At 62.8% G+C, this 20716-nt stretch carries 15 protein-coding genes; 8 read left to right on the forward strand and 7 right to left on the reverse strand.

What is annotated here, in order from left to right:
• Nucleotides 1-57 precede the first annotated feature (57 nt).
• Genes NO887_RS07010 through NO887_RS07025 form a run of 4 tightly spaced genes read left to right on the forward strand, consistent with a single transcriptional unit; the run spans nucleotide 58 to nucleotide 4688 of the window.
• The gene (locus NO887_RS07010; RefSeq protein WP_256417763.1) at nucleotides 58-1251 is read left to right on the forward strand and encodes an ABC transporter substrate-binding protein; all 1194 of its coding nucleotides are present in this window, start codon (nucleotides 58-60) and stop codon (nucleotides 1249-1251) included.
• Complete coding sequence (locus NO887_RS07015) at nucleotides 1248-2525, forward strand: ABC transporter substrate-binding protein (RefSeq protein ID WP_256417764.1); 1278 nt, start codon at nucleotides 1248-1250, stop codon at nucleotides 2523-2525. Before NO887_RS07010 ends, NO887_RS07015 begins: the two co-directional genes overlap by 4 nt.
• Entirely contained in the window at nucleotides 2518-3729 is a 1212-nt protein-coding gene (locus tag NO887_RS07020; protein ID WP_256417765.1) for a FecCD family ABC transporter permease, read from the forward strand. Before NO887_RS07015 ends, NO887_RS07020 begins: the two co-directional genes overlap by 8 nt.
• A gap of 2 nt (nucleotides 3730-3731) precedes the next feature.
• Nucleotides 3732-4688: an ABC transporter ATP-binding protein gene (locus tag NO887_RS07025; RefSeq protein ID WP_256417766.1), complete on the forward strand. Its 957-nt coding sequence runs from the start codon at nucleotides 3732-3734 to the stop codon at nucleotides 4686-4688.
• 65 nt (nucleotides 4689-4753) lie between these two features.
• Here NO887_RS07025 and gltB read toward each other — a convergent pair whose 3' ends face one another.
• The 3 genes from gltB to NO887_RS18520 all read right to left on the reverse strand — a co-directional run bounded on the left by gltB (nucleotide 4754) and on the right by NO887_RS18520 (nucleotide 13127).
• Nucleotides 4754-9436, reverse strand: coding sequence for a glutamate synthase large subunit (gene gltB / locus NO887_RS07030; RefSeq protein ID WP_256417767.1), 4683 nt, complete (start codon nucleotides 9434-9436; stop codon nucleotides 4754-4756).
• Nucleotides 9437-9718: 282 nt separating this feature from the next.
• Entirely contained in the window at nucleotides 9719-9898 is a 180-nt protein-coding gene (locus NO887_RS07035; RefSeq protein ID WP_256417768.1) for an HEWD family protein, read from the reverse strand.
• A 127-nt stretch (nucleotides 9899-10025) separates the two neighbouring features.
• Complete coding sequence (locus NO887_RS18520; protein ID WP_256417769.1) at nucleotides 10026-13127, reverse strand: PGF-CTERM sorting domain-containing protein; 3102 nt, start codon at nucleotides 13125-13127, stop codon at nucleotides 10026-10028.
• 315 nt (nucleotides 13128-13442) lie between these two features.
• Between NO887_RS18520 and NO887_RS07045 the strand changes: the two genes are divergently transcribed.
• Entirely contained in the window at nucleotides 13443-14183 is a 741-nt protein-coding gene (locus NO887_RS07045) for a hypothetical protein (protein WP_256418007.1), read from the forward strand.
• Nucleotides 14184-14236: 53 nt separating this feature from the next.
• On the opposite strand, the gene NO887_RS07050 is transcribed toward NO887_RS07045, so the two are convergent.
• Both NO887_RS07050 and NO887_RS07055 read right to left on the reverse strand, forming a co-directional pair.
• Nucleotides 14237-14827 (reverse strand): DUF7097 family protein, encoded by a 591-nt coding sequence (locus NO887_RS07050; protein ID WP_256417770.1) that lies wholly within the window; start codon nucleotides 14825-14827, stop codon nucleotides 14237-14239.
• Between the two features lie 98 nt (nucleotides 14828-14925).
• A complete protein-coding gene (locus NO887_RS07055) occupies nucleotides 14926-16272 on the reverse strand; it encodes an alkaline phosphatase family protein (protein ID WP_256417771.1) in 1347 nt (448 codons plus the stop codon).
• A gap of 120 nt (nucleotides 16273-16392) precedes the next feature.
• Here NO887_RS07055 and NO887_RS07060 point away from each other — a divergent pair, with 120 nt between their 5' ends.
• The 3 genes from NO887_RS07060 to NO887_RS07070 all read left to right on the forward strand — a co-directional run bounded on the left by NO887_RS07060 (nucleotide 16393) and on the right by NO887_RS07070 (nucleotide 18711).
• Nucleotides 16393-17379 (forward strand): PhzF family phenazine biosynthesis protein, encoded by a 987-nt coding sequence (locus tag NO887_RS07060; protein WP_256417772.1) that lies wholly within the window; start codon nucleotides 16393-16395, stop codon nucleotides 17377-17379.
• A 90-nt stretch (nucleotides 17380-17469) separates the two neighbouring features.
• Nucleotides 17470-17664 carry a DUF7333 family protein gene (locus NO887_RS07065; RefSeq protein WP_256417773.1) on the forward strand — a complete coding sequence of 65 codons (195 nt, stop codon included), beginning with the start codon at nucleotides 17470-17472 and terminating at the stop codon, nucleotides 17662-17664.
• A 96-nt stretch (nucleotides 17665-17760) separates the two neighbouring features.
• Nucleotides 17761-18711: a calcium/sodium antiporter gene (locus NO887_RS07070; protein ID WP_256417774.1), complete on the forward strand. Its 951-nt coding sequence runs from the start codon at nucleotides 17761-17763 to the stop codon at nucleotides 18709-18711.
• A gap of 12 nt (nucleotides 18712-18723) precedes the next feature.
• Here the strand turns inward: NO887_RS07070 and NO887_RS07075 are convergent, their stop codons facing one another.
• Nucleotides 18724-19833 carry an OBG GTPase family GTP-binding protein gene (locus NO887_RS07075; protein WP_256417775.1) on the reverse strand — a complete coding sequence of 370 codons (1110 nt, stop codon included), beginning with the start codon at nucleotides 19831-19833 and terminating at the stop codon, nucleotides 18724-18726.
• Nucleotides 19834-20104: 271 nt separating this feature from the next.
• Nucleotides 20105-20557, reverse strand: a complete 453-nt coding sequence (locus tag NO887_RS07080) for a hypothetical protein (protein ID WP_256417776.1) — start codon at nucleotides 20555-20557, stop codon at nucleotides 20105-20107.
• Between the last annotated feature and the right edge of the window lie 159 nt (nucleotides 20558-20716).

The following is a 20716-nucleotide window of genomic DNA, read 5'->3' on the forward strand; positions in this document are numbered from 1 at the left end:
AATTAGGTATGCCTAAAAATCGACGGGGTTTTATTTGTTTAGGGTGGCCTAAACAGTATGTTCCCCGATCGCGTATCGAGGCGTAGTGTACTCACGACGAGCGCAGGATGTCTGACGGCGTCGCTCGCGGGGTGTTCCGCCGCCGGTGGCGACGGTGGAGACGGCGATAGCGACGGCGGAGCGGTCGATGACGGCAGCGACGGAGCAGACGGAGGCGGCGGCGACGGGAGTTCAGACGAGGTCACACACACGGTTTCCATGGAGCCCGTCGGCGAGGTCGAGTTCCGCGGTGTGCCGCAGCGCTGGCTCACCTACTTCCCGGGCTACGCCGATATGGGCGTCGCGCTCGGCCACGGGGACGGCCTCGTCGCCGTGGGGAACGTCCCGCGGTACCACGTCGACGCGTACGACGAACTGCCGGGCGTCTCCGTGAATACCGACGACCTCGCACAGGTGCTCGGCGAGGGCGGTATCGACACGGAGATCTATTACGAACTGGACGCCGACGTGCACCTCACCGATCCACAGTGGCTGATCAACAACGCGGCGTTCGGACTGGAGGCGGACGCGGTCGACGAAGTCGCGACCAACGTGGCTCCGTTCGTCGGCAACACCGTCTTCAGGCGGACCGACGCGTGGCACGAGTACCGATATTACACGCTGTACGAGGCCTTCGAGACGGTCGCCGAAGTCTTCCAAGAACGCGAACGCTACGAGACACTTCGCGCGTTCCACGACGGGGTCGTCTCCGACGTTCAGGCCGACCTTCCACCGTCCGATCAGCGGCCGAACGCCCTCCTCACGTTCGGTAGCGGAGACGAGCCCGAGCGGTTCTCTCCGTATCGCCTCTCCGACCGCGGCACGAACAAGAAGCAGTTCCGCGATCTGGGGCTCACAGACGCGCTCGCGGAGACGGGTATCAGCGGGCTCTCCACGACCGACCGCGGGCGGATCGACTACGAGACGATGCTCGAAGTCGACCCCGACGTGATACTCGTCCGCGGCCATGAGGACAAAAGCGCCGGGGAGTTTGCGGACACCGTCCTCGCGTTCATGCGAGACCACGACGTGGCGAGCGAACTGACAGCTGTGAGAACCGATCGCGTGTTCCGCGGTGGCCCCATCTATCAGGGCCCCATTCAGCACCTGTTCTCGCTCGAACGCGCCGCCACGGAGATCTTCCCAGACACGTTCGCCGGCAAACTGTTCGACCGCGACGAACTGGCTGCGATCGTCACGGAGGAGCCGTGAGCGACGACGCCCGGGAGCCGGCGCTGACCCGCCGTCGGCTCATCGTGACGGGGAGCGCCGCGGCCGCAACGGGGGTAGCCGGCTGCGCCGGCGATATCATCGGCGGTTCCGCGGGTGGAGCGGCGGACGCGTCCGACCCAACTGCAGACAGCGCTCGCGAAGATACGGGCGGTGGCGACGACGCGAGCGCCGTCGACGACGAAAACGACACACTCGACGCGTGGACCGCATCGCTCGCGCCCGCCGGAGACGTGACCTTCGAGTCAGTTCCGGAGCGCATCGCGGCCTACGACCTGCTCTCCGCCGATCTTGCCGTCGCGTACGGCCACGCGGACGCGATCACTTCCCTCGGATTCGACACCGCGGTCGGTGGCGAGACGTTGTCGGCCTACTACGAGCGGCTCGACGGGGTCGATCCCGACTGGGAGGGGCTGACACAGCTCAACACGGGGGAGACGGGCGTGAACGTCGACGCCGAGCTGTTGTACGAGCTCGACTCGGATCTCCACCTGATCGATCCGGCGCTCGTCACGTCCTTCGAGGGGTGGACGCGCGAGGAAGTCGAGGCAATCGGCGAGACCGTCGGCCCTTGGATCGGAAACAACTACAGCCGGAGACACGGCGAACCGCCGGCCGCGTGGGATGACGAATACGCGTACTACACCGTCTGGGAGGTCGCAGCACGCGTCTCGACAGTCTTCCGTGCCGAGGCGCGATACGAGGCCCTCGCCGCCGTCTACGAGAACCTGCTTGCGACGATCGAAGCCGACCTCCCACCTGCGGAGGATCGGCCGACGGTCGCGATGGCCCTCCTCATAGACGGGACGTTCTATCCGACCGCGGCGAACGCACCCGGATACGCGACGGCCCACGTCCGGCCGTTCGGCGTCGAAGACGCCTTCGCTGGCGAGGCGGTCTCCTTCGAGACCACGTACGACTACGAGGCGATGCTCGCGTTCGACCCCGACGTGTTCTTGCATCCATACGGGCTCGCCTCGCACTACTCGGTCCCGGACGTGCGCGAGATGCTCGCCGACCACCCGGTCGGGTCCGAGATCACCGCGGTCGACGGGGGGCGTGTCTACGCCTCCGGCGTCCCGATGCAGGGACCGATAGTCACCCTGTTTCAGACCGAGATGACAGCGAAGCAGCTGTTCCCCGACCGGTTCGGTGAGTGGCCCGACTACGCCGGCGGTCCGTATCCGGAGATTCCAGAGGGCGAACGGCTGTTCGACAGGAACCGCGTCGCGGAGGTGGTTCGCGGCGATGTCTGAGTCGCCCTCCGGAGCGTCGAACGGGTCGCGTGCAGGATCGGACGCGACAGATTCTGCGGAGACCGCCGCGACGGCAGCCGCTCGCGATCGGTTGGCGTCGCTTTTCGCGGAGTTCGATGGGACGCTCGCGTCGGTCGTCGTCGCGAGCGTCGCCGTCGTCGGCCTCGGCGGGTTGGTTCAGGTGAGCTTCGGGACGTACTCGATGACCGTCCTAGAGGCGTGGCACGCCGTGTTCGATCCGATGGTGTGGGGCCACCCCGGTCTGCTCGCGGAGTACTTCCTCGGCGAGACGCTCGGCGGGCTCCTCGCCGTGCAGTTCGGCTGGGCGACCGACGTGGAACTCTCCCATCCGACGCTCATCGTCTGGACCGTTCGGCTGCCGCGAGTACTTGTCGCGGTGCTCGTGGGAGCCAACCTCGCGATTTCGGGAGCGATCTTCCAAGCGGTGACCCGGAACGAACTCGCGAGCCCGTACATCCTCGGCGTTTCATCGGGTGCGGGGCTCGCAATCTTGCTCACGCTCGTGGTCTTCTCGGGGATGAGCGCGTTCCTCCCGATATTCGCCGCGCTCGGCGGCACCGTCGCGTTCCTGATCGTGTACGCCATCGCGTGGAAAGGCGGCACCTCGCCCGTGCGGCTGGTTCTCGCCGGCGTCATCGTCGGGACGGTCTTTCAGTCGCTGCAGACGGGGCTGTTCTTTTTCGCCGACGATCTGGGCGTGGTTCAGTCGGCGATCGCTTGGACGACGGGGTCGCTCACCGGCACCGACTGGGAGCAGGTGCGGCTGGCGCTCCCGTGGACGATCCTCGCGGTCGGGTTCGCGCTCGCGGGGTCACGACAGCTCAACGTGCTCCTGCTCGGCGAGCGCACCGCGCGGTCGCTCGGGATGTCTGTCGAGCGGGTCCGCTTCGCGCTCTCGGGCGTCGCCATCCTCGCGGCCGCGGCCGCCATCGCAGTCGCGGGGATCGTCGGATTCGTCGGACTCATCGTCCCGCACATGGTGCGAACGCTCGTCGGGTCCGACTATCGTCAACTGATCGTCGGCTGTGCGTTCGTCGGCCCGGCGCTCCTCGTCGGTGCCGATGTCGGCGCGCGGCTCGCGATGGATCCGGTCCAGATCCCCGTCGGCATCGTCACCGGACTGGTCGGCGGGCCGTACTTCCTGTACCTGATGCGGCGACAGGACAACTTGGGTGATCTGTGAGTATGTCCGGGATGCACACCGACCCCAACGCTGCCGCAGACGCCGCGACCGACGCTACTGCCGATTCCGACACTGCCGACACCGCCGACACTGTCGACTCCGACACTGCTGACACCGACGCTACCGACGCCATCGCAGACGCTACGACCGATGTCGGCGCTGCCGACACCAAAGCTGCCCTCCACGGTGAGGATCTCGCGCTCGGCTATCCCGCGACGGACGAGCCGGTCGTCGAGACCGAGCGAGTCGACGTGCCCGCGGGAGAGGTGACCGCGCTCGTCGGCCCAAACGGCTCCGGGAAGTCGACGCTGTTGAAGGCGCTGGCGAAGCAGTTGAAACCGGATGCAGGACAGGTACTTCTCGACGGCGAAGACATCGTGAGCTACGGTCCGAAGGAGTTCGCTCGCGAGGTCGGCCTGCTCTCACAGGAGAACGAGGCACCGGGGTCCACCACGGTTGAAGAGCTCGTATACCATGGACGGTATCCGCACCGTGGCTTCTTCGACGCAGTGACCGAAACGGACGACGAGGCGGTCGACCGGGCCATAGATCTGGCGGGGATCGATCACCTGCGTGACGCGTCCGTGAGCGACCTCTCCGGCGGGCAGAAACAGCTCGCGTGGATCGCGATGACGCTCGCACAGGACACCGACGTGCTCCTCTTAGACGAGCCGACGACGTACCTCGACTTGCACCACCAGCTCCGCGTGATGGAGGTCGTTCGCGAGCTAAACGAGGACGCCGGTGTCACCGTCGCCGTCGTGCTCCACGACATCGCGCAGGCTGCCAGATTCGCGGACAACCTCATCGCGATGCAGGACGGTGCGGTGTACGACTGGGGACCGCCGGCGAAGGTGGTCACCGAAGGACTGTTGGCAGACGTCTTCGACGTGGTCGCGAGCGTCGACACCGACGCCCCCGACGGACCGGTCGTTCATCCGCACCACCCCGTTCGTTGATCCCTCGGTCGCTCTCGCTCCCGCTCGATCGTCGCCTGCGTTCCGTGTGATAACGCGCCGGCCGCTCAGTCGTCGCTCGACACCTGTCCGGCCGCGTCGCTCGTCGAGCCGGGCACGGCGTCGGCGGGCTCCGGTGGCTCCTCGCGAACGTCCTCGCCGACCCCCTCCGCGATGACATCGGCGTAGGCGTCCGGGAAGACGCGGACGAAGTCGTCGAGGACCGCGCCCCAGTCGTCGAGCAGTTCGGCCGCGCGATCGCTGCCGGTGTACGCCCGGTGGTTCTCCACGAGCCGACGGAGCATCCGTTCGTCCGACTCGTCGAGGGTCCGCGAGACGGAGATCATGTCCCTGTTCACGCGGTCTGCGAACCGGTCGTCGGGGTCGTACACGTAGGCGACGCCGCCGGACATCCCGGCCGCGAAGTTGCGCCCGGTGTCGCCGAGCACCGCGACGACCCCGCCGGTCATGTACTCGCACCCGTGGTCGCCGACGCCCTCGACGACGGCCTTGACGCCCGAGTTACGGACGCCGAACCGCTCGCCCGCGACGCCGTTCACGTACATCTCGCCGGAGGTCGCGCCGTACAGACAGACGTTCCCGGCGACGACGTTCTCGGTCGGGTCGTAGCCCGCCTTCTCCGGCGTGTTGATCACGAGGCGGCCGCCCGAGAGCCCCTTGCCGACGTAGTCATTCGCAGCACCGGTCAGTTCGAGGGTGACGCCGGGTGCGAGGAACGCGCCGAAGCTCTGTCCCGCGTAGCCGTCGAACCGGCAGGAGATCGTGTCGTCGGGGAGGCCGTCACCGCCGTGTGCGGAAACGACGCGGTTCGAGAGCGTCGCGCCGATGGCGCGGTCGACGTTCTCAACGTCGCGAGTGAGCGCGACGGGGGCACCGTCCTCGATGGCTGGTGCCGCCTCGTCGATGAGGCCCCAGTCGAGCAGGGCGTCTATCTCGGCGTCCGTCTGCTCGCGGGTCTTCGTGCGCGCGTCGCCGGCGGGCTCGGCGATGACCGCAGACAGGTCGAGGTGTTTCGCCTTCTCGTGGTCGGTCTCGCGCTGGGACAGAAGCTCTGGCCGGCCGATGAACTCCTCCACTTCGGTGTAGCCGAGGTCGGCCATGATCTCGCGGAGCTCCTGCGCGATGAACGTCATGTAGTTGATGACGTGTTCCGGCTGGCCGGGGAACCGCTTCCGAAGGTCCTCGCGCTGGGTCGCGACGCCGACCGGACAGGTATTCTCGTGACACTGCCGGGCCATCACGCAGCCCGACGTGACCAGCGACGCGGTGCCGAACACGTACTCTTCGGCACCCAGTGCGGCGGCGACCGCCACGTCGCGGCCGGTCTTGAGCCCGCCGTCGGCCGTCACGCGGATGCGGTCACGGAGGCCGGTCGCGCGCAGCATCTGGTTCGCCTCCGCGAGTCCGAGCTCCCACGGGAGCCCCGCGTTCTTGATCGACGTCTTCGGCGAGGCCCCGGTCCCGCCGTCGTGGCCGGAGATGTGGACGACGTCGGCGTTGGCCTTCGCGACGCCGGCGGCGATGGTACCGATGCCGGCCTCGGAGACGAGCTTCACGTTCACGTCGGCTTCGGGGTTCGCGGCCTTCAGGTCGAAGATGAGCTGTTTGAGGTCCTCGATCGAGTAGATGTCGTGTTGCGGTGGCGGCGAGATGAGCCCGACGCCCGGGGTAGAACACCGGACATGCGCGATCATCTCGTTGACCTTCTCGCCAGGGAGGTGACCGCCCTCACCGGGCTTTGACCCCTGTGCCATCTTGATCTGCAGTTCGTCGGCGTTCGCGAGGTACTCCGACGTGACGCCGAACCGGCCTGAGGCGACCTGCTTGACGGTACACTCCTTTTCCGTGTCGAACCGCTCTGGCGGCTCCCCGCCCTCACCCGTGTTCGACTTCGCGCCGAGCCGATTCATCGCGATGGCGTTGTTTTCGTGAGCCTCAGGTGAGATGCTCCCGAGACTCATCGCGGCCGTGGAGAAGCGCTCGACTATCGACTCGACCGGCTCGACCTCCTCGACCGGAACCGGATCGCGGTCTGACTCGAACTCGAGGAGTCCGCGAAGCGACTGGAGCTTCTCGGACTGGTCGTTCACCAACTCTGCGAACTCTTGGTACTGTTCGTAGTCGCCGCCGCGTACCGCCTGCTGGAGCGTCCCGACAGTCTGTGGGTTCCAGCCGTGTTTCACGCCCGAGGAGCGGTGCTCGTACTCGCCGACGGTCTCCAGTTCCGGATCGGCACCGAACGCCATCGCGTGGCGGGTCCGAAGGTCGTCTTCGATCTGCTCGATGCCGATCCCCTCGGTGCGGATCTCGGTCCCCTCGAAGTACTCGGCGACGAACGCCGAGTCGAGCCCGACCGCCTCGAATATCTGGGCTCCCTGATACGATTCCATCGTCGAGATACCCATCTTCGCCATCGTCTTCAGGAGGCCGTCCTCCAGCGCGCCGCGGTAGGCGGCGAGCGCCTCTCTTTCGTCGGCACCGTCCGGTCCGGCGACGACATCTGCGATGGACTCGTACGCGAGGTACGGATCGATCGCGTCCGCGCCGTAACCGACGAGCGTCGCGATGTGGTGGACCTCGTGGGGCTCGCCGGACTCGACGACGACGGCCGCGCGGTTCCGGAGGCCGTTCCGGACGAGATGGTGGTGTACCGCTCCGGTCGCCAGAAGGCTTGGGACCGCGAGTCTATCTGGTCCGACCGCTCGGTCGGAGAGGACGACGACATCCACGCCCGCCCGAATCGCCGCGGCAGCGTCGTCGCGAATGCGGCTCACGGCGTCGACGAGCGAGCCGTCGCGTTCGTATGTCGCGTCGACGATCTCCGACGTGAAGGCAGGACTGTCGCCGTCGACCGGATTTCCGGAGAGGTCTTTCAGCGCCGACATCTCGGTGTCGGTGAGTATCGGCGACTCGGAGACGATCTGCTGAGCGTGTTCGGGGGTCTCGGAGAGCAGGTTTCGCTGGTTGCCCATGCGAGTCTCGAGCGACGTGACGAGCTCCTCGCGGATGTAGTCGATCGGAGGGTTCGACACCTGCGCGAACAGCTGTTTGAAGTAGGTGAAAAGCGGTCGATCGAAGTCGGTGAGAACTGAAAGCGGCGTGTCGTCGCCCATCGATCCGACTGGGTCCTTCCCCTCCTCCGCCATCGGCTCGACCAAGTGGTTCAGAGAGTCTGTCGTGTAGCCGAACGCCGCCTGATGAGCGCGGACGGATGGAGTTGCATCGGTGTCGCCAACGTCTGCGTCGGCGGTGATTGACGCGTTCTCTCCGGTGTTGTCCGCGTCGACATCGTCGACGGCAGCCACGTCGTCGAGGGTGACCTGTCGCTCGTCGACCCACTCGCCGTACTTCTCGTCGGTGAGGTCGTCGAACACCTCGTCGTCCGGAACGATGCGACCCTCCTCGGGGTCGGCGACGAAGATTTCGCCCGGCTGGAGGCGACCGCGGCGAGTCACCTCGGAGGGGTCAGTGGGAAGCGCGCCGACCTCGCTGCCGACGATCAGCCGGTTGTCCTCGGTCACCTCGTACCGGCACGGACGGAGCCCGTTGCGGTCGAGGACGCCGGCGACACGGTCGCCGTCGAAGCCGATGACAAGTGCGGGGCCGTCCCACGGTTCGACGAGTGAGGCGTGGTAGTCGTAGAAGTCCGCGCGAGCGGCGTCCATCAGATCGTCGTCTCGGAACGCCTCCGGGATCAGCATTCGGAGGGTGTGCGGCAGGTCGCGGCCGGCCTGTAAGAGCAGTTCGACCGCGTTGTCGACGCTCGCGGTGTCGGACTGGTTCGGGTCGTCGATCACCGGCTTGATCGTGTTGAGTTCCGCGCCGAAGGACGGGTGATCGAGGTCGTTTTCGCGGGCGCGCATCCAGTTGACGTTTCCGCGAATCGTGTTGAACTCGCCGTTGTGAACGATGTTGCGGTACGGGTGTGCGAGGTGCCACGCGCCGAGCGTGTTCGTCGAGAACCGCGCGTGGACCAGCGCGACGTGGCTCGCGAAGCGCTCGTCGGTGAGGTCGAGGTAGTAGTCGGCGAGCTGTGAGCCCTTCAGCAGTCCCTTGTAGACGACTCGCTGCCGGTCGAGCGAGCAGACGTAGAAGCGTCCGGCACCGTCGACGTCAGAGACGGCGTTCTCGATCTCTCGTCGAGCGGCGTACAGCGCGCGGTCGAAGCCGAGTATTGCGGGGTCGGTGTCGCCGTCCCGGTTCGTCTCGTCCGTGAACCGCTCCGCGAGGCCCGCACCCTCGACCGGTGCGGCGAACAGCTGCGCGACCTCCGGCTCGGAGTCGAGCGCCGTCTCACCGAGGTCCGCGTTATCGGTCGGAACCGACCGCCACGCGAGCACCTCCAACCCGTAGACGGAGAACACCTCGGCGATGACATCGTGGATCTCCGCCTGCACGCTCGGTTCCGTCGGCATGAACACGGATCCGACCGCGTACTCGTCCGGGAGATCCGCGTCCACGACCTCGCGAAAGAACTCGTCTGGGCGCGCCACCATGATTCCCGCGCCGTCACCCGTGTTCTCTTCTGCACCAGTCGTTCCGCGATGTTCGAGATTCTCCAGCAACTGGACCGCGTCGGTGACGGTGTCGTGACTCGGCGACCCGTTCAGGTCGACGATACCACCGATACCGCAGTTCGATCGCTCGTCCGATACGCTCGCGAGTCCCCCAGCGTGGCCCGCGGGATCCGCATCGGGTACCCCGCGGGTGTTACTACGTGGCTCGGTCATGGTTTCTACTCACAGGGTGTGGCTTAAAGGTATGACCCTGATAGGAGTGGTAATCATTGTACACACATTAGGGAATATAATGTAATAATCCATCAGGGGTGTGTACCCCACACGTTACAAGACGATCGACGAAACCACGTGGACATAAACATCTCATTCCAGCAAAATTCTCGCGAGATTAATCAGGATATCAACTGATACCCGAAACCAGTTCGGGAATGTCATTACCGGGAATCGACATCTGCATTCATTTGGTGAAACAACGCTCAACAGTCGCTCCGATCACGACGATTTGGACGGCTCGATCGGCGTGAACGATCCGTTGATATCCCACTCGTGGATGCAGTACACGTCGCCTGTTTCGCCGTCGATCTGCCAGCCGTCGCGGTCGTCGTCCCACCGCTCTGTGCGACCGCACAGCTCGCACTCGCGCTCTCGCGGCGGCGTGATGGTGACGCTCATGGATCGAAGAACATCCCGATACAGCAAAAGGATACCGCTGTGTCGAATATCGAACGACGGTGACACCCGGATAGATCCCGTTCCGGATGAGCGCCAGCGCTCGACGGCCGCATTCACTAGACGGTAGTCACGTCTCGACTGACCGTCGACGGGCGACAAGCAGTCCCGTCGAGACAACTGCGAGAAGCGCAGCAAGCGGACCGAATCCCGGGACATCCTCCGCAGTCGCCCGGATCGGCGCGTTCTCGTACGTCGGCGTCGTGGTACGCCTCGTCGGATCGGCCGCCTGCTCGGAGGTCGCCGCGGCGTCACCGCCCGCCACCTCCGTTTGTCCGCCGCCTGTGACACCGGTGCTCGTTTGGCTCCCTGCGGTGCTCTCGGCGTCGATCACTGCTGCGACAACTGACATCGTCAGCGGACGTGCGGCCGACGCTTCCAGAACGTCTGCCGCCGGACGGGTACCGAATCGATCCCCGTTTTGTGAGGGGAGACGCCACCTAGCGGTTTCGTCGGATAGCCACGGATCGCTACGTCCGGACGAGGCGGTACCGCCTCCTGACGTGGTTGTGCCACCTCCTCCACCGCCGCCGCTACCGACACTCGCAGCCCCGCCGCCGCCACCACTGGCTCCGCCTCCGCCGCCACCGATGGCTCCGCCTCCGCCGCCACCACCGCCCGCAGTACCACCACCACTGGCTCCGCCTCTGCCATCGATTTGTTCGTCCGCGTCTCCCGGTGTCTGTTCGGTGTTTGACGCCTCGAACGTCAGCGTCGTGGAGACGGTGTGATCGTCGTCCGGATCGGCTGCGTCTCGTAAGGTGTCGTCCGTGACGCGGAACGTAGCGGTGAACGATTCCCCGTCGGCCGGGAGGTTCTCAGTCGCCAGTGCCTCGCCGCCCTCGGCGACGAGGAGGAGACCCCGATCGTCGAGGTACGCGGAGGTGTTTTCGGGTGTGTCCCCAACGTGATCTGTCTCGGCCGTCGAGAATCCCGGATCGGTTGGTGCCACACCAAACTGGAGACCGTCGAGTCGAGCAAGGTCACGTCCCGTAGCGAGCGAGACGTTTCTCGCGGCTGGCAACCCGGAGAGCCCTGACGCGTTCGCCGCGTACACGATCGTGTCGTCCGGGCTGACCGTCGTCGACGTCACCATCGCTCCGGCGTCGATCGCAGTTCTGACCGCGCTGGCGGAGTCGAACTCGGATGGATCGAGGTCAGTCGTGTACGCCGTTATCCCCTCTGTCGAACGATTTTGAAGCGTCACGAACGTCTTGTTCGCCTTCGTGACCGCGTCGTACTCGGACCGAGCTGCGATCTCGTACGTTCCCGGTGAGAGAGTCCCGTTGTCTGTCGATACGTTCACCGATTCGACTGTCGCCCCCGTCCCCGTCGTGACGAGTTCATCACTCAGTGACGCGTTTTTCGCGGCGTACGTGTTGAACGAGATTGGCGTCGTACCTTGGCTGGGTGTTGTGAGTTCGACAGTTGCAACGGTGGAACTGCTTTCTTTTATTTCTAAAACAGATTTGCTATATGTTTCAAATAGTACTACTGGGATTTTTGATCCAATCTCAGTCTTGTTTTGTCTTGTATCTTCATCAATTCGAAAATTGTTATTTTCAATAATTTCTACGTCATGTGAACTGGTTTGATTCGAATTCACATCATTGATAGTTATTTGATACTTGGCCGGGACTGGAGGATCGATCCGCTGTTCAAGTTGTGTTTTATTATTCACTTTAAATTCATGTTTCTGTATCATTGATGAGTTATCTCCAGAATATGTTAGGATAATATGTCTTCTTAACGAATCAGAGCTAAACCGAATTATATGTTCTGTAGTTGTTGCTGTGCGTGGGATCGTAGGATTAAACGATATATTGACTGGTTCAACAATATAATTATTAAATTTTGATTTACTCTTAATTGTATGATTTCTCATCGACATTCGAGATCCATTGAATACCACGATATTTCGCGAGGAGTACAATGGAACTACGCGTTCATTGTCTTTGACTAGTTCAATATCATTAATCTCTTCTGATTCTGAATAAAATCCAAAAGGTACTCCATTATTCACTGATATATTCTGAGGAGTGCTAATCATCTGATTGATTCTAGTTGGAGCATATTTATTTTTGGATATAAACTCACCACCAGTATCTGATGTAATGTTTTCTATAGAAACGGAGGTTATATGTGGGTATCTGATATCTTTTGTGCTGGGAAATAATCTCAGTTTGTTTCTAGAAACACTATATTGGTCAGAATCATTCGTAAGGTGAATTGTTGAGGAGGATTGATTAAAGTAATTTATATTTATAGTTCCGGTATCCTTGCTTAGGTTCGTATTAAATTCGAATACGAGAGGGGTCTGAGACTTGGAATTTTGACTAGAATTAGTCTGATAATATATCGGCTCTTGTATTGTCTCAATCGGGATTGGTGCTCTTATGGTTGTTGTGGTTATAGCATAGATCACGCTCTCTTTTGGTCCATGGACATCTGGATGAGCGGTGATAGCAATATCAGTAGATCCCTCAATTGAACTTTCATTTATTATTATACTCTTTTTCGCACCTTGGACCTGTCCAAGTTGGCTACCTAACTGTCCCTTAGAAGATAAACTCCATACAATAAGATGATCTGTAGAATTATCAATCAAATTTACTTGGTCAATTGCGACTGAACTATTCGTTCTGTTATACACTCGAGGACCAAGTGTAATTTCAGCTGGGGAGCGAATTTTGAATTGAATATCCTCTTTTTGTCCGTCTTGCTCAACCACATATGTGATATTATTATCTATCTCAGATGTATCTGTTCTATATTTCGAAATATTCTTACTATTTATGTTATTTATTTCTATATCAAAAGTGTCTTGGCTAGTTATTGCAGAGCTTTTGACTATTATTGTGGCATCAGTGCTCTCTGGATTTTTAATAAATACCTCATCTACTACTGTTTCTTCTCCATTATTGAGTGTGTACGAAGATGGATCTTCCGAAAATTTGGCTCCTTTGTCAACTAATTCTCCAACACGTATCTCCACATCGTGTGACGTACTGTAAACTTTAATTCCACCAACTGTCTGGTTTTCACTGGGAGATACCGTAATGTCGTTAACGTAATCCACATTCCACAAAAATCCGGCCACTGGAAGTGTGCTGACCCCAACAAATCCAACAGCCACAACGATAACCAACACAGCGACTACAACGAGTGGCACGTACCGATGTAAACTTATCAGGCCCATTGTGTTCGTTTATAGCGACTAGACCTGCAGCTAAGGGACTCTCACGCCGAAAGTACGACATCACGAGCCCACCACGTAACCGAAGTCTCACGTCGCGGATAGTTCAACTCGGGTCGATAATTTATAAATCAGTTGCGAATTCTGAAGTTTCGACCGACAGAAATGATCGCTTCCGGTCGAGTCGGACAGTGCATCGTGTCGACATCCCGGAAGCGACCGAAGGCACAAAGTTCACGGTGTCCCGCGCGCGAGTTGATGCAAATGGAACGCCGAGGACAAACGGGGCTGGTGGAAGCGCTCCTCCTTGACGTGGTCCGGCTCCACGAGACGTGGATGGAGGTCGTCTTCCCCAGACAGTTGGACCCGAGTACGGTGCTGGGCAAGTGGAAGCCGGAGACGACCGCACAGACCATCGGATACAACCTCTGGGCTCTGCTTGGCGCGCCGCTCGTGGCGATCGCGTACCCCCTCCTACTCGTCGGGTTCGCCACGCGATACTACGCCGCGAAGTTCGACTCCGCAGTCGCGCGGTTCGGCGTCGCTGGCGCGGTCGTCGTTGCGACAGTCGTCTGGGGCTCGCTCACGCTCATCGCACACCTTCAACTGCCGACCGACGTAATGCTCGGTATCGGCGGTGCAAGCCTCGTCGCGGTCATCTCAGCCGGTCTCGCTGCCGGATTCTCAAAAATCGGCGGGCGATACGTGAGCATTCTCCTCGCGTATCCCTTCGCGATGACCGCGATATTCCTCCCGCCGGTCGTCGCCGCGCTGGTCACACCGGCGATATCGGATGTCGTGCTCGACCCGAGCTACGAGCTCGCACGGTGGATACTGGACACGTTCCTCGCCGTCGGCGGGATCAACGAGACGCTCCGTGGGGCGTTCGATCTGGAGACGTTCGGCGCACAGTGGGGCATCCCCGGACTGGGATACGTGCTGATGTGGGTCGGGATCTCGATCCCCCTCGGGTGGTTCCTCGGACTCCTCGTCTCGCTTGCCGACCTGATCCGTCCGAAACCGGACGAGTAACGAGATCCTCGCGGCTTCCGATTCAACCGCAGTCGATACGTTCTGTCTCCCGCTTACCCGTCGGCGTCGTCTCGGCCATCAGTCCGACTGCGACGCTCGCTCGCCGTCTCGAAGGCCGACTCCGCACGCGTCGTACGTTTTCTCACTTCTCGCTCCGCGATCGCTTTGGGAGCCGGACTCGCGTCGTCGTCGATCCGCGCGAACGACCGGTGGACCTTCGCGTGACACCACCGACAGAGTGCGACGGTGATCTCGTGAGGTCCTGTGTCCGCGCCGTCCGCCTCGTTGCGGTCTCGTGTTGACTCGTCCCGCTGTTCGGAGTGCCCGCGTCCGTACGACAGATGGTGCTCTTCCACGAGGGGGCGAGCGTCGTCGTGTGCCAGCCGCACCTCGGTCAGTCCGCACCGTCGGCACTCGCGCCCGTCGGTCGTCGAGCGGTAGTGCGGGCAGGCTTTCCAATCCCTGTCCGTACCAACGTGACACGCGTATCCGTCTGCACGTCTGTCAGCGCCGAACGCGGGGTCGTCTCTCGCCCGTTCCAGCGCGAAGCGGCAGCGACCGTCGTCGGTGAGGTGATCGCAGATCCCGGCGACTGCGTACGGGTCGTCAACGCCGACGGGAGTTCCGTCCGGCGTGTGTTCCATGCTCGGTGATATCCGGCGAAACACTTCAAGCCTCGCCGATCGAGATCCGTAGTTTTCGGTCAGTCGAGAAACGACGACTTCGGGGGGCGACCAGTCGGCTAGACGAGGCTCGCGCCGTCGAGGTCAGTGCGACCGTACTCGATGTCGAGGAGTCGGAGGAGAGTCGGCGCGATGTCGAGCAGATCCGCGTCTTCGACCTTCGCGTCCGGGTGGTCGACGAACAGTCCGGCGTCCTCGAATGTATGCATTCCCGTTCGCGGGCCGTCGGTGTCGAACACGGTGTCGTGCGGCCGAAATCCGGATTTGAGATCGAATCCCTCGTTCGGGATGACGACGAGGTCTGGCGCAATCTCGTCGTGCGCGCCGCGAAACACTGTCTCGCGTTCGACGACGCGCTTTGCGACGGGCTCCCCGTTCGGTCCCTCCCACGTTCGGAGGGCCTCTTGTAGTTCGGCGCGGACCGTTTCGTAGTCGGAGGCAGGCACGGTTCCGTATGGTTCGCGTCCCTCCAGATTGAGGTAGAATCGACCGGGAACGAGCGAGTACGCTCGGGTATCGTCATCGATATCAGCGAGCGTGTCGTGGTCGTCGCCGGTATACGAGAGCCACCCTTCTCGTTCGAGCCACTCGTTGCAGTACACGTCGTACCGAAGCCGCGTGAACCCGTGTGTGGACCCGACGACGAGGGTGACATCGTCTGGGAGCCGCTCGCGAACCGCTCCGACGTAGTCGTCGAGGGCAGCGTAAAACGAGAGGAAGTCGTCGCGGTACGTCCCGTCGTCAGCATAGTCGCCCCACAGGAAGTGATTCATCCGATCTGGAGCTGTGAACACCCCGAAAAACAGGTCCCAGTCATCCTCTGCGAGGTAGTGTGAGAAGGCCTCGTAGCGGGCGTCGAGGGTCTCACGGGCGTGATCGATGAAATCTGTCTTGTCGGATCTGTGCCCGAGCTTCGCGTTGACCGAGAGCCGGTAGTCGCTCTCGGAGAGGTGTTTGCGGAGTTCGTCGGGATGCGCGGCCGCGTCGATGTCCGGCGAGAGATAGCCGGAGACCATTCGCTGCACGGTCCGCTGTGGCGGGAAGGTGACAGGAACGTTCATAACCGTCGCGTTGAGTCCGGACTCGGTCGCACGGTCCCACACTCGGGTCGCCTGTACGTCGCGCCCCATCGGCACGTACGTGTCGTATGAGCCGACCTCGCGGTCTTGGAACCCATACACACCGGTTTCACCGGGATTGACGCCGCTCGTGAGTACCGGCCAGCACGCACTCGAATCGGGCGGAACAGTACTGTCGATCTGTCCGCCGTCGCCCTCGGCGGCGATCGCTGACAGCGTCGAAAACGTGTCCGGGTTGTCGGCGACGAGACCGTGCGGGAGGCCATCGATCCCGAGGAACGCAACCCGCGGGGTATCGTTCCCTCGCAGCCGGTCGAAGAGACCCATACCACCTCATCTGTCGTGGGAGACAAAAGGGTTCACATCGGTCGCCGACACGAGGACGGCCTCGAACGCCGACGAACCGCACCTCGGGACTCTTTTGAGTCCGGCCACAGAGGTTCGTCCATGGAGACGCGACGCGCGCTGCTCGTCGACGCATTCACGGAGGAACCGCTGACCGGGAACGTCGCCGGAATCGTCCCGGACGCGGCGGGACTGAGCGACGACCGGATGGCGCAGATCGCCGCGGAGCTCGGAGCTTCCGAGACCGCGTTTCTCACCCCAGCTACCCGCGACGGCGACAACGATCCAGAGGCGGATGGCAAGGCGGAGACGGCCGATGATCCGGAGACGGACGGCGAACGGATCCGCTATTTCACCCCATCGACTGAGGTGGACCTGTGCGGCCACGCGACTATCGCGAGCTACGCCGCGTTGTACGCGGACGGCGGGATCGCGGCGGGCGAGCGAACACTTCGAACGAATGTCGGCGACCTCTCGGTTCGTATGGACGACGACGGGACCGTCTGGATGCGACAGAATCCGCCGGTGGTCGACATCGTCGACGCGGATCGGCTCGGTGCGAAGCGGCTTGGCGAGGCGCTCGGTGTCGATCCGGCGGCGCTCACGGACATCGGTGCGGACCTCCCTGTCGCCGTCGCGTCGACCGGTCTCCCGTGGCTCGTCGTTCCCGTGAACTTCCTCCAGCGGCTCGGTGAGGCCGATCCGGACGCGGCCGCGATCGAGAGCCTCTCAGACGAGTTCGATGTCGCGGGCGTGTACGCGTTCACGTTCGACACGCTGGAGGCCGAATCGACCGTCCACGGGCGAGCGTTCGCGCCCGCGCTCGGGATTGATGAGGACCCCGTGACGGGAACCGCGAGCGGGGCCGTCGCCGGCTACCTCCGCGCCGTGGAGGTCTTCGACGGCGAGTTTCCCGAGGAGTTGCGGTTCGAACAGGGACACTTTCTCGACCGGCCGGGACGCGTTCGAGTCCATCTCGACGGCGACGAAGTCAGCGTCGGCGGGACAGCGGCGGTCTCCGCGGAGGTCGACCTCAGACTGCCGGCCGATGATGAAAACGACTCAGACGACGGGATCATCGAGGCCTGACCGCGTCCGAACGACGGTCTATTTACCGGTCAAACGCGGAGGTCGATTCGCCGGCCGAACGCTTAGGGTCGCGCAGGCCGTATCGTAAGCATGGACTTCGACCTGCCACGCGCAGCCGCGCTGCTGATACTGATCGTCGCGATCGGAGCCGGGGGACTGATCGGGGCGGGGATGATGCCGCTCCAGACAACGTTGATGATGGTCGTTCCCTCGATGCTCGTCTTCGGAGCCGTCGCGTTCGCCATCGGCGTGAAACACGGGCAGTTCCGCGCGACGCAGGTCTGATCCCGTCTCCCCGCCGACGCGACCGCGTCGAATCCGGCCTTGGGATGGAAGTCCGGAACCGCGACGCTTTTTGAACGGCGTCGAGAACAGAAGGTCGTGCCTCTCGGCTCGCCGCTGACTGAACTCCTGTTGCTCGCCGGTGGTGCTGCCCTCCTGTACGTCGGTGCCGAGCTGCTCGTTCGGGGCGCGAGCGACCTCGCGCTGGCGATCGGCCTGAAGGCGTCGACCGTCGGTGTCACCGTCGTCGCGTTCGCGACTACGACGCCCGAGCTGTTCGTCTCGCTTCTGGGTGCGATCACGGTGTCGACGGACACCGGACTGGGAGCGATCGTCGGATCGAACATCGCGAACATCGGACTCGTGCTCGGCGTCTCCGCGCTGATCCGTCCGCTTGACATCTCGGAGACCGTGCTACGGCGACATGTCCCCTTCATGGTGCTCGCCGCGCTGCTGCTCGTCGGCCTCGGTTGGGACGGGCGCATCGGCGCGCTCGACGGCGTCGTGCTCCTCGTGACGCTTGTCGCGTTCACCATCGTGATCATGCGTCGCATCCGCGCGACGCAGTCGGCGATCACGGACGCCGAACGGGAGGGAATGCCCGACGCGAAGCCGCAAGATATCGCTGCGGTCGTCGGCGGACTCGTCGCGTTGGTCCTCGGGTCCCGCTGGCTCATCGACGGCGGACAGTCGCTGCTGTCGGCCGCCGGGTTCTCCAACCTGTTCATCGGACTCACGGTGCTCGCGCTCGGCACGTCGCTGCCGGAACTGGCCGCAAGCGTCGTCGCCGCCGTCCGCGGCGAGGCGGAGTTCAGCGTCGGCAACGTGGTCGGATCGAACATCTACAACGTGCTCGCCGTCATCGGCATCGTCGCGCTCGTGACGCCGATCAGCGTGAGCCCGGGCGTGCGCGGGTTCGAATTCCCTGCACTCCTCGTGTTCACCGGCCTCGTCGTCGCGCTGATGCTCCGCCACGAGCAGGTCTCTCGGCTCGACGGCGGGATCCTCGTCGGCGGCTATCTGGTGTTCGTCTACCTGCTGTTGCCGTAGTGACTGCCAGCGTTACTTCCGTGCGACGATCCGGAGCACGTCCTCGTCGGCGAGCTCGTGCCCCTTCCCGACCTGCTGATCGTCGTGTTTCGCGCTCGGGCCGGAGACGCGTGCGAACTTGAACCGCTCGTCGAACTCGCCGCCGATCTTCTCGCAGGCGTCGCCGACGGTGTCGCCCTCGAAGAGGACGAGCGGCTCTTCGTAGTCGACGCCGCGGCCGGGCTTGTCCATGTAGATCCGAATGAGTCCGAGCTCCTCCCACAGTCGCTCTTTGAGCCCGTCGAGACCGAGCTCCTTCTCGGCTGAGATGAAGAGTACGTCGTCGGGGTCGAGGTCGCGCTCGCGGAGCTCGGATTTGACCGTCGGCAGGTAGCTCTTGTCGATGAGGTCGGCCTTGTTCACCGTGACCATTGACGGGAGGTACTCACGGTTGTCCATCACGGCGTCGACTAACTCGTCGATGGTGAGGTCGTGGGGGATTGTCACCTTGGCGTTGACGTAGCCGTACTCGCGGAGAACCTGCTTGACAGTGCCCTCGTCGAGACTCACCTCATCGCTCATCGTCACCCCGATGCCGTCTTTGTGCGTCTTCCGGATGTTGATGTTCGGCGGCTCCGTGTCGAGGCGGATGTTCGTGTTGTACAGTTCCTCGCGGAGCCGGTCGTACTGTTCGATCTCGAAGACGGAGAGCATGAACACGACTAGGTCCGCGGTCCGGACGACCGAGAGAACCTCCTTCCCGCCGCCGCGACCGCCCGCTGCCCCCTCGATCAGTCCCGGTACATCGAGAATCTGGATGTTTGCGCCGCGGTACATCAACATTCCCGGGTTGACATCGAGGGTCGTGAACTCGTACGAACCGACCTCGCTGTCGGCGTTGGTGAGGGCGTTGATGAGCGTCGACTTGCCAACGCTCGGGAACCCGACCAAGGCGACTGTGGCGTCGCCGTGCTTCTCGACGGCGTACCCGTGCCCGCCGCCGGCGGAGGACTGGTTTTCCAGCTTCTCCTTTTTCTCCGCGAGTTTTGCCTTCAGCCGCCCGATGTGTGCCTCGGTGGACTTGTTGTAGGGCGTCTCGGCGATCTCCTCGCGGAGGTCATCGATCTCATCCTCCAGTCCCATTGGCGGACAGTCGGCCGCTCGGCTCGTTAAAGGTGTTCTTTCTGCCCGCCGGACGGCAGTCGTCTGTGCCGACTTCGTTCGGCGTGGCCGTGTCGTGAGCGCACGACCACGCGAAAATGGCGATCCTTGGCTCTCGATCTGCCGTCCCGTGGACGCAGATAGTCCCGTGGACGGAGTAGACGACGCGCAGGCTCACAGGCTCTGAGTGTGGCAGATCTGTCGAGGGGGCCGACCCCGTCCGGATCGACCGCAACAGAGGCGGAGTTCTCAGTCAGCCGACGATACCGACGAGGAGCTGAACCGCGATGACGACGAGGAACACCAATCCGGTCGCGAACGACCCGGCCGCGACGCCGTGTGCGTTCCCGAGCCCGCGGCCGCGCGCGGCGAAGTACGCACCCAAGAAGACGAACCCGACCAACAGCAGTCCGACGGCGGCGTAGACGATCGAGAGGAGCGTCCCGGCGAGCGCCTCGGGAACGCCGAAGCTGCCGACGGCGAGCAGCGTAACCGCACCCACGCCGACGGAGATGACGAGGAATCCGATCGCCCAGACGACCGGCGTTCCGGCGATGTCGCTCAGCGTCTCTGTGACCGCGGCGTACCGATCTTGTTCGTCCGCGCCGGGGGCCGTTCGTTGCGCGCCGATCCGGGCCACGGCGACGAACGTGGCCACGACGAGCAGCCCCATCAATGCCGTGCTCAAGAGCGTGAGTGATACCATTGTGAGTTCGTTGTTGTCCCGTCCGTTCGCGCGTACAAATAGCCTTCGACACGCTCGGTTTCGGCGCTGGAACGGCGTCCGTCACCGGGCGTAGGGGGCTCGAAAAATCGGACACAAGCGGACGATAAATCGTGTCCCCGGTTCGCTACACAAGAGCTA

The sequence above is a fragment of the Halorubrum laminariae genome (assembly GCF_024494655.1).
GTDB classification, from domain to species: Archaea; Halobacteriota; Halobacteria; order Halobacteriales; family Haloferacaceae; genus Halorubrum; species Halorubrum laminariae.